Source organism: Brevundimonas sp. UBA5936 (assembly GCA_002430835.1).
Lineage (GTDB): Bacteria > Pseudomonadota > Alphaproteobacteria > Caulobacterales > Caulobacteraceae > Brevundimonas.
This window is the reverse complement of sequence record DJDA01000026.1, coordinates 20,202-28,380: the sequence shown is the minus strand read 5'-3', so window position 1 is coordinate 28,380 and position 8,179 is coordinate 20,202. Positions and strand designations below refer to the sequence as shown.

At 68.4% G+C, this 8,179-nt stretch carries 11 protein-coding genes; 6 read left to right on the top strand and 5 right to left on the bottom strand.

Going from position 1 to position 8,179, the window contains the following annotated elements:
• Positions 1-127: 127 nt before the first annotated feature.
• Entirely contained in the window at positions 128-505 is a 378-nt protein-coding gene (locus B2Y21_RS02415; RefSeq protein ID WP_292056571.1) for a DUF6249 domain-containing protein, read from the bottom strand.
• 176 nt (positions 506-681) lie between these two features.
• Here B2Y21_RS02415 and B2Y21_RS02410 point away from each other — a divergent pair, with 176 nt between their 5' ends.
• Positions 682-918, top strand: a complete 237-nt coding sequence (locus B2Y21_RS02410; protein ID WP_292056569.1) for a DUF2188 domain-containing protein — start codon at positions 682-684, stop codon at positions 916-918.
• 3 nt (positions 919-921) lie between these two features.
• Here the strand turns inward: B2Y21_RS02410 and B2Y21_RS02405 are convergent, their stop codons facing one another.
• Entirely contained in the window at positions 922-1,275 is a 354-nt protein-coding gene (locus B2Y21_RS02405) for an ArsC family reductase (RefSeq protein WP_292056567.1), read from the bottom strand.
• 109 nt (positions 1,276-1,384) lie between these two features.
• Between B2Y21_RS02405 and B2Y21_RS02400 the strand changes: the two genes are divergently transcribed.
• Positions 1,385-1,645 carry a hypothetical protein gene (locus tag B2Y21_RS02400; protein WP_292056564.1) on the top strand — a complete coding sequence of 87 codons (261 nt, stop codon included), beginning with the start codon at positions 1,385-1,387 and terminating at the stop codon, positions 1,643-1,645.
• Here the strand turns inward: B2Y21_RS02400 and arsC are convergent.
• Genes arsC through B2Y21_RS02385 form a run of 3 tightly spaced genes read right to left on the bottom strand, consistent with a single transcriptional unit; the run spans position 1,642 to position 3,004 of the window.
• Positions 1,642-1,983 carry an arsenate reductase (glutaredoxin) gene (gene arsC, locus B2Y21_RS02395; RefSeq protein WP_292056563.1) on the bottom strand — a complete coding sequence of 114 codons (342 nt, stop codon included), beginning with the start codon at positions 1,981-1,983 and terminating at the stop codon, positions 1,642-1,644. The two genes, B2Y21_RS02400 and arsC, sit on opposite strands and share 4 nt — an antisense overlap.
• 2 nt (positions 1,984-1,985) lie before the next feature.
• Positions 1,986-2,516, bottom strand: a complete 531-nt coding sequence (locus B2Y21_RS02390) for a hypothetical protein (protein WP_292056560.1) — start codon at positions 2,514-2,516, stop codon at positions 1,986-1,988.
• A gap of 23 nt (positions 2,517-2,539) precedes the next feature.
• Positions 2,540-3,004, bottom strand: coding sequence for a hypothetical protein (locus B2Y21_RS02385; protein ID WP_292056559.1), 465 nt, complete (start codon positions 3,002-3,004; stop codon positions 2,540-2,542).
• Between the two features lie 117 nt (positions 3,005-3,121).
• Here B2Y21_RS02385 and B2Y21_RS02380 point away from each other — a divergent pair, with 117 nt between their 5' ends.
• From B2Y21_RS02380 to astB, 4 genes are read left to right on the top strand one after another with little or no spacing between them, the layout of a single operon-like run.
• Positions 3,122-4,378 (top strand): hydrolase, encoded by a 1,257-nt coding sequence (locus B2Y21_RS02380; RefSeq protein ID WP_292056556.1) that lies wholly within the window; start codon positions 3,122-3,124, stop codon positions 4,376-4,378.
• Positions 4,379-4,382: 4 nt separating this feature from the next.
• Positions 4,383-5,390: an arginine N-succinyltransferase gene (locus B2Y21_RS02375; RefSeq protein WP_292056555.1), complete on the top strand. Its 1,008-nt coding sequence runs from the start codon at positions 4,383-4,385 to the stop codon at positions 5,388-5,390.
• Positions 5,391-5,404: 14 nt separating this feature from the next.
• On the top strand, positions 5,405-6,823 hold the full coding sequence (astD, locus tag B2Y21_RS02370) for a succinylglutamate-semialdehyde dehydrogenase (RefSeq protein ID WP_292056553.1): 1,419 nt from the start codon (positions 5,405-5,407) through the stop codon (positions 6,821-6,823).
• Complete coding sequence (gene astB, locus B2Y21_RS02365; protein WP_292056551.1) at positions 6,820-8,154, top strand: N-succinylarginine dihydrolase; 1,335 nt, start codon at positions 6,820-6,822, stop codon at positions 8,152-8,154. The genes astD and astB overlap by 4 nt, the downstream gene beginning before the upstream one ends.
• Positions 8,155-8,179: the final 25 nt, after the last annotated feature.

Genomic DNA, 8,179 nt, shown 5'->3' with positions numbered 1-8,179 from the left:
CTAGCCGTCCCGACGGACTAGCACGCCGAATTCGCGGCGGCCGCCGCCGGCCGGCAGCCCGGCCAGCTCGACGTCGTGCAGATCACGTAAGGCTTGGGCCATGACGGCTTCCCTGCTCCGGCCCGCCTCAGCCTTTGTTCTTGTTGAAGAAGCTCAGGATGATGAAGGCCAGACCGATCATGCCCGGGATCGCGGCGCCGCCCGCGATGGGATAGAAGGCGTCGATCTCGGCGAAGCTGACCGCATAGCCCAACAGGGCGATGCCGATCGCCACCGACAGCAGGATCACCCCCGCCCGCAGGTCGCGATGCGCCGTCTGGACCGGCTTTGCATTGTCCTTGCTGATGGCTTCGATCACTTCCGGCGGCAGAGCCTGCCCCTTCTCGATGGAGGCCCGCAGCGTGGCCTGCATCTCGCGGCGCTCACGGCTCTTGAGCCACGACGGCACAAGAACGATGGCCGCGATCATCGCAAAGAACGTCAGCGGAATGAGGACTTCGTCCATGAGTTTGACCCCTGTTCGACCGAGCCTGATGCGGCGGCCTTCTGATCACAAGAGGCGGCGATGATCGCCTATGGATGCAGTTGCGCGCATGAACTCTTCGTAATGCGTCACCACAGCGTGACTCGACACGCCCGAAGCGGCGTTCAACGGTGCCGCCGAACCCTTCGGAGACGCGCATGAACATCACCTATCGCATCGTCCAGCATGACGGCGGCTGGGCCTACAAGCTCGGCGACAGCTATTCCGAGACCTTCCCCAACCACGCGGCGGCGCTGGCGGCGGCCACGGCCGCAGCGCGCGAGCAGCGCGTGCCGGACCGCACCTCCTGGATCGAATATGAAGACGCCTCGGGCCAGTGGGTCACCGAACGCGCCGACGGCCACGACCGCCCGACCACCGCCGTCGAGGATTGACCCTCAGCCCTTCAGGGCGGCGGCGTAGATGTCCGGCTTGAAGCCCAGCAGCGTCCGCCCGTCGTCCAGGTCCAGCACCGGCCGCTTGATCATCGACGGCTGGGCCAGCATCAGGTCCACCGCCTTGGCCGCGTCGATGTCGGCCTTGTCGGCGTCCGACAGCTTGCGGAAGGTCGTGCCCGCCCGGTTCAGCACCTTCTCCCAGCCATGCTCGGCGACCCAACGCTCCACCTCGGCGCGGTTCGCGCCCACGGCTTTATAGTCATGGAAGTCATAGGCGACGCCGTTCTGATCCAGCCAGACGCGCGCCTTCTTCATCGTGTCGCAGGCCTTGATGCCATACAGGGTGCGGGTCATGGGCGAACTCCAAGCGTGACTGACAGCCGGGGTCTGGCATCACCTCCCGCACTCGTCAATTTTCGCCTCCGAGCCTCATGAAGAAAACTTCATTCGACGGGTCGACGCCTTGCTGAAAGAGTCACGTTATCAAGCGGAGGCGAAGATGAAGCGTGCAGCAGCCCTAGCGACCCTGGTGCTCATATCGGCCTGTTCCGAGCCCCGTCATGAAGTCAGTGCAAAGGTGACGACGCCTGTTGAGGCGGGCAAGATCGCAGGCGTCCAACAATCTGTTGAAGCTCGCGCCGAAGTCCCCGCAGAGGCGGCAGAAGCCGTTGAAGCCCATATTCGAGCGCAGGAACCTGAAGCTCAGAAAACCAAGAGCCCCTAAAGAACGTCCAGCACCGTCTCGAGCGGCCGCCCGATCGCCGCGCCCTTGGGCGTCTCGACGATGGGGCGCTCGACCAGGACCGGGCTCTCGATCATCGCGGCCAGAACTGTCGCGTCGTCCGCGTCGGCGGCCAGAAGTTCGGCGGCCTTGGCCTCCTTCTTGCGCAGCAGGCCCTTCAGCCCGCCGCCCGTCCCGCGCGCCAGGCGGTTCAGGGTCTCGGCGTCCCAGCCGGTCTTCAGATACTCGACCACCGTCGGTTCGACGCCCCGTTCGCGCAGCAGTTCCAGCGCCTTACGCGAGGTCGAGCATTTCGGGTTGTGATAGAGGGTGACGCTCATGATCAGAAGCTCCGTTTCAGCCGGCTCAGCATCAGACCGCCGCGTACGGCGGCTGCATATAGAAAACCTGTCGCCAGCATGATGATCCACTGCACGATGGCGAGAGGCCCATACAACTGACCGGCCTCGTCGCCCAGCAGGGCGAAACCGTTGACCACGCTGATCAGGCTGTAGGCCAGCAACACCAGCATGAGGGCCGGAATCAGCCAGGTCATCTTGCGCCACTGCACCACGGCCAGCACCAGATAGACCGCCGACAGGACAAGGACGCCCCCGATCATGACCGGCGCCATGGCGGTCATGACGCCCTCGAACATCGCCTGATCGTGGGCCGGAACGGCGCCCCCCTGCATCATCAACGCTGCGGACTGCTCCATTTTGCCAGATATCGTCGGCAGACCCGCCAGGCCCTGAACGGCGCCGATGACCAGGGCGGCCGCGCCGACACGCGCCGACCGCTGCGCCTCCGCCATGCCGCGCGGAGGGGCCGTCGGATTGGCTGCACGCAGCCAGAGTTTCAGCTTCTGGTTCACTTTCCCTCCCTCATGTCGCGCGCTCAGGCTCTGTTTGCCGACGTGAACCGCGCCATGCCCGTCGCCCCGCGCAGGCCTCCGATGTGCAGCAGCAGGCACAGCACCATGGCCGCCGCCGCCAAGGCGATGCTCCAGCCGGGCAGGCCCGGCGCCGCCATCGGCGCCCCGACCATCAGGCCGACGGACAGGGCGCTCAACTCATAAAGGGCCCAGGCCAGGCCGAACACGGGCAGGATGCGGTTGGGCTTGCGGTGCTGCATCCAGCCCAGCACGGCGGCGAACCCCGCAAAGAAGATCATGAAGCCCGTGGTGGCGCCGCGCACGTCCTGATGCGCCGCATCGCCCTGAAACCAGATCAGCCCGGCCTGCATCAGGCCCACAGCCGCCCAGATCCAGAAGGCCCAGGCGCTGCCCCGCGCCAGCGCCGTCGCCGTCTCGGTCGAATCGACCGGGGCGAAGGGTTGAGGCGGTGCGATCCGATGGTTCATGCGCGACTCCCTGACTGAGGCGGCGAAACTATCCTGCTCAAGGCCGAAATCCCAAGTGCGTGAGAGAGATATCGCCCCGCCTTCACCTTTGACCTCCGCCCGTCTAGGGTCGCCGCCATGCGGATCGAACCTCAAGATCAGGCCGTGCTCGATCACGTCGCGGCCCGTGGCGACGCCATTGTTCAGCGCGCCGTCGACTGGTCCAACATCAACTCAGGCAGCCGCCACGTCGAAGGCCTGGCGCGGGTTCTCGATGTTCTGGACGCCACCGCGCGCGCCGCTTTCAGTGCGGCCACGGTCGTGCGCGTGCCGACCCAAGGCTCCACCACCGTCGCCGACAGCGGCGCGGTGATCGCCGAGAGCTACGCCGACTGCCTGAAGATCGTCGCCCGGCCCGAAGCCCCGCTTCAGGTCGTGTTGACCGGCCACTACGACACCGTCTTCCCCGCCGACAGCGCCTTCCAGACCGTCGTCACCCGCGACGACGGCGCCCTGAACGGGCCGGGCGTCGCCGACATGAAGGGCGGAATCAGCGTCATGCTGGCCGCACTCGAAGCCTTCGAGACCCATCCCGACAAGGCCCGCGTCGGCTGGACCGTACTGCTGTCCCCCGACGAAGAGATCGGCTCGCCCGCCTCGGCGCCCCTGCTGGCGGAGCTGGGCGCACGCGGCCACGTCGGCCTGACCTATGAACCCGCCCTGTCCGATGGGACGCTCGCGGGCGAACGCAAGGGCAGCGGCAACTTCCACCTGATCGTCACCGGCAAGGCCGCCCACGCGGGCCGCGCCTTCCACGAGGGCGCCAACGCCGTCGCGGGCGCCGCCATCATCGCCGCCCGCCTGCACGGCCTGAACGGCCAGCGCGAGGGAGTCACCGTCAATGTCGCCAAGATCGCCGGCGGCGGCCCCCTGAACGTCGTGGCCGACAACGCCGTGGTCCGCTTCAACGTCCGCGTGCCCGATGCCGACAGCGCCGCCTGGATCGACGCCACGGTGCGCGCCATCGCCGCCGAGCCGCCCTTCCCCGGCCTGACGCTGGACCTGCACGGCGGCATGACCCGCGCGCCCAAGCCGATGGACGCTAGCCAGACCGCCCTGTTCCACGCCGTGCGCGACGCCGGCGACCTGCTGGGCCAGACCATCGCCTGGAAGCCCTCCGGCGGCGTCTGCGAGGGCAACAACCTGCACGCCGCGGGCCTGCCCAACGTCGACACCCTGGGCGTCGTCGGTGGCGAGATTCACTCGGATCAGGAGTTCGCCTGGCCCGCTAGCTTCGTCGAACGGGCCCAGTTGTCCGCCCTGATCCTGTGCAAGATCGCCTCGGGCGAGATCGACGCCCTCAAACTGAAACAGCTCCGACTGGAGACGATGTAACCGCATGCTCGTTGTTCGCCCCGCCGGCCCCGCCGATCTTCATCACCTGCTCGAACTGGCCATCCTGTCCGGCCCCGGCTTCACCAGCCTGCCCGAGGACGCCGACGTCCTCAGCGAGCGCCTGGAACTCAGCCAGGCCAGCTTCGAAGGCCGCATCCCGCCGCAGGAAGCCTGGTACACCCTGATGCTGGAAGACGGCGACACGGGCGACATCGACGGCGTCGGCTCGGTCAAGGCGACGGTAGGGCTGAAGCGGCCCTTCTTCAGCTTCCGCGTGGTCAACAACACGGTCCAGTCGCCTTCGCTGGGCATCAAGCTGAACCATCAGACCCTGGTGCTGGTGAACGAGTGCACCGGCTGGACCGAGGTCGGCTCGCTGTTCCTCAAGGCCGATCGTCGCAAGGGCGGCGCCGGGCGCCTGCTCAGCCAGTCGCGCTACATGCTGATCGGGGCCCAGCCGGACCTGTTCGCGGACAACGTCCTGGCCGAACTGCGCGGCGTCTTCACCCCCGACGGCTACTGCCCCTTCTGGGACCATGTGGCGCACAAATTCTTCCCGATGGACTTCGACGACGCCGACCGCATGAGCGGCTCGACCGACAAGCAGTTCATCCTCGACCTGGCGCCGCGTCACCCCATCTACATCGACCTGCTGCCCGAACCGGCCCGCGCCGTGATCGGCAAGGTCCACCCCCAGGGCGTGCCCGCCATGGCCCTGCTGGAATCCGAGGGCTTCCGCCCCAACGGCCTGGTCGACATCTTCGACGCCGGTCCGACCGTGGCCTGCGGCCGTGACAACATCCGCACCGTGCGCGACGCCCGCGTCCTGACCGCCCGCATCGAGAAGGAGGTCGAGGTCGAACTGCCCAGCCTCGTCTCGACCGACAGCGTCTCGGCCTTCCGCGCCGTCCGCGCCCGCGTCCTGGTGGACGGCGACATGGTCCGCATGACCCCCGACGTCGCCGCCGCCCTGAAGATCAAGGACGGCGCTGTCGTCCGCGTGAAATCCTGAACCGAGTACCCGCCATGACCCGTTTCACCTCCACCAACCCCGCCACCGGCGAAACCGTCTGGGAAGGCGAAGCCGCCACGACCGAACAGGTCGGCGCCGCCGTCGAGGCCGCCCGCACCGCCTTCCCCGACTGGGCCGACCGCTCACGCCAGGACCGCATCGACGCGGTGAAACGCTATCAGGCCGTGCTGAAAGAGCGCGCCCCCGAAATGGCCGAGGCCATCAGCCGCGAAACGGGCAAGGCCCTATGGGAGACCAAGACCGAACTGGCCTCGATGGCTGGCAAGGTCGACATCTCGATCCGCGCCTATGACGAGCGTACCGGCGAGCGCAGCAGCGAGACCGCCTTCGGCCGCGCGACCCTGCGTCACCGTCCGCACGGCGTCTCGGCGGTGCTCGGCCCGTTCAACTTCCCCGGCCACCTGCCCAACGGCCACATCGTCCCGGCCCTGCTGGCGGGCGACACGGTCGTGTTCAAGCCCTCCGAGGAGACGCCCCTGACCGGCCAGCTGATGGCCGAATGCCTGGAAGCCGCGGACCTGCCCAAGGGCGTGTTCAACATGGTTCAGGGCGGGCGCGACACCGGCGCGGCCCTGCTGGATCAGCCCATCGACGCCCTGATGTTCACCGGCTCGGGCGCGGCGGGCGCGCACTTCCGGCGCAAGTTCGCCGACGATCCCCACGTCATCCTGGCGCTGGAGCTGGGCGGCAACAATCCGCTGGTCGTCTGGGACGCCGCGGACGCTGACGCTGTCGCGGGCATCGTTGTCCAGTCCGCCTTCGTCACCACGGGTCAGCGCTGCTCGTGCGCGCGCCGCCTGATCGTGCCGGAAGGCGCCCAGGGCGACGCCATCATCGAGGCCGTGGCCGCCATGTCGGACCGCCTGAACTTCGCCCCGTGGGACAGCGACCCCGAACCCTACGCCGGGCCGTTGATCTCGGAGAAGGCCGCCAGCAATGCGCTGGCCGCCCTGCAACAGCGCATCGACGCAGGCGCGCGCGTGATCCGCGCCTCCGGCCCCGTCGACAATCTGCCGGGCGCCTTCGTCAAGCCTGCGATCATCGACGTCACCGGCGTCGCGGTCGAGGACGAAGAGATGTTCGCCCCCTTCCTGCAGGTGCTGCGCGTCCCGACCTTCGACGCCGCCGTCGCCGCCGCCAACGCCACCAAATACGGCCTGTCGGCAGGCCTGGTCAGCGACGACGCGAAGAACTGGGACCGCTTCATCAACCGCATCCGCGCGGGCGTGGTGAACTTCAACCGTCCGACCACAGGCGCGGCGGGGGACATGCCCTTCGGCGGCCTGGGCGCCAGCGGCAACCACCGCCCCAGCGCCTACTACGCCGCCGACTACTGCGCCTATCCGGTCGCCAGCTTCGAGGCCGGTTCGGTCAAGAACATCGAAAGCGAGATCAAGGGCTTGCGCGCATGACTTCCGCTGTCGAGGCCAATGCCGACGGCCTGATCGGGCCGACCCACTCCTACGCCGGGCTGTCGCCGGGCAATCTGGCGTCCAGCCTGAACAAGGGCGAGGCGTCGAACCCGCGGGCGGCCGTGCTGCAGGGCCTCGACAAGATGAAGACCCTGGCCGGCCTGGGCCTTCCCCAGTTCGTCCTGCCCCCGCATGAGCGGCCGAACATCCCCTTCCTGCGCGACCTCGGCTTCTCGGGCTCCGACGCCCAGGTGCTGGAGCGCGCATGGAAGGACGCGCCCTCCTTCGCCGCCGCCGCCTGTTCGGCCTCGCCCATGTGGGCCGCCAACGCCGCCACGGTGACGCCCAGCGCCGACGCACGTGACGGCCGCGTCCACTTCACCCCCGCCAATCTGATCACCAACCTGCACCGCAGCCTGGAGCACGATCAGACCAAGCGCGCGCTGGACGCCCTCTTCCCCGATACGGCCAGGTTCGCGGTCCACGACGCCCTGCCCTCGGTCGCCCATCTGGCGGACGAAGGGGCGGCCAACCACGTCCGCCTGTGCCGCGATCACGGCGAGGCGGGCGTCAATCTGATGGTCTGGGGCCGCGAGGCCTGGGAGCACTGGGACGGCCCCTACCCCGCCCGCCAGACGCGCGAGGCGTCCGAGGCGATCATGCGCCGCCACGCCGCGTCCGGCGCCGTCCTGGCGCGTCAGGGCAAGGCCGCCATCGCGGGCGGAACCTTCCACAACGACGTGGTCTGCGTCGGTGCGCTGGACACCCTCTTCTTCCACGAGTTGGCGTTTGAAGACACCGACGGAACCAAGGCCGCCATCCGCGCCGCCGCCGACGGCTTCGAGCCGCAGTTCGTCGAGGTCTCGGCCGCCGACCTGCCGCTGGCCGACGCCATCAGCTCCTATCTGTTCAACTCCATGCTGATCCGGGTTCCGGGGCAGGATCGCCTGACCCTGATCTGCCCGACCGAGACGCGCGACAACCCGCGCAGCCATGCGGTCGCGCAAGGCCTCGCCGCCTCCAACGGCCCGATCGGCCATGTCGAATACGTCGATGTGCGTCAGTCGATGCGCAACGGCGGCGGTCCGGCCTGTCTGCGCCTGCGAGTCGTCCTGACCGAGGCCGAGCTGGCGGCGACCAATCCGGCCATGCGCCTGACCGACGCCCTGCACGCCCGCCTGTCCGACTGGGGCCGCCGCTGGTATCGCGACAGCCTGACGGCGCACGACCTGGCCGACCCCGCCCTGCTGGACGAGACGCGCGGCGCGCTTGACGCGCTGACGCAGATCCTGAACCTCGGCGGCGGCTTCTATCCGTTCCAGCGGGTCTGACCGTCAGGCAGGACCATCGGCCGCA

Excerpts from the sequence above, each read along its gene's own strand:
- arsC (WP_292056563.1), bottom strand. The coding sequence starts at position 1,983 with ATGAGCGTCACCCTCTATCACAACCCGAAATGCTCGACCTCGCGTAAG.
- B2Y21_RS02375 (WP_292056555.1), top strand. The coding sequence starts at position 4,383 with ATGCTCGTTGTTCGCCCCGCCGGCCCCGCCGATCTTCATCACCTGCTC.
- B2Y21_RS02415 (WP_292056571.1), bottom strand. The coding sequence starts at position 505 with ATGGACGAAGTCCTCATTCCGCTGACGTTCTTTGCGATGATCGCGGCC.
- B2Y21_RS02405 (WP_292056567.1), bottom strand. The coding sequence starts at position 1,275 with ATGACCCGCACCCTGTATGGCATCAAGGCCTGCGACACGATGAAGAAG.
- B2Y21_RS02410 (WP_292056569.1), top strand. The coding sequence starts at position 682 with ATGAACATCACCTATCGCATCGTCCAGCATGACGGCGGCTGGGCCTAC.
- astD (WP_292056553.1), top strand. The coding sequence starts at position 5,405 with ATGACCCGTTTCACCTCCACCAACCCCGCCACCGGCGAAACCGTCTGG.
- B2Y21_RS02385 (WP_292056559.1), bottom strand. The coding sequence starts at position 3,004 with ATGAACCATCGGATCGCACCGCCTCAACCCTTCGCCCCGGTCGATTCG.
- astB (WP_292056551.1), top strand. The coding sequence starts at position 6,820 with ATGACTTCCGCTGTCGAGGCCAATGCCGACGGCCTGATCGGGCCGACC.
- B2Y21_RS02380 (WP_292056556.1), top strand. The coding sequence starts at position 3,122 with ATGCGGATCGAACCTCAAGATCAGGCCGTGCTCGATCACGTCGCGGCC.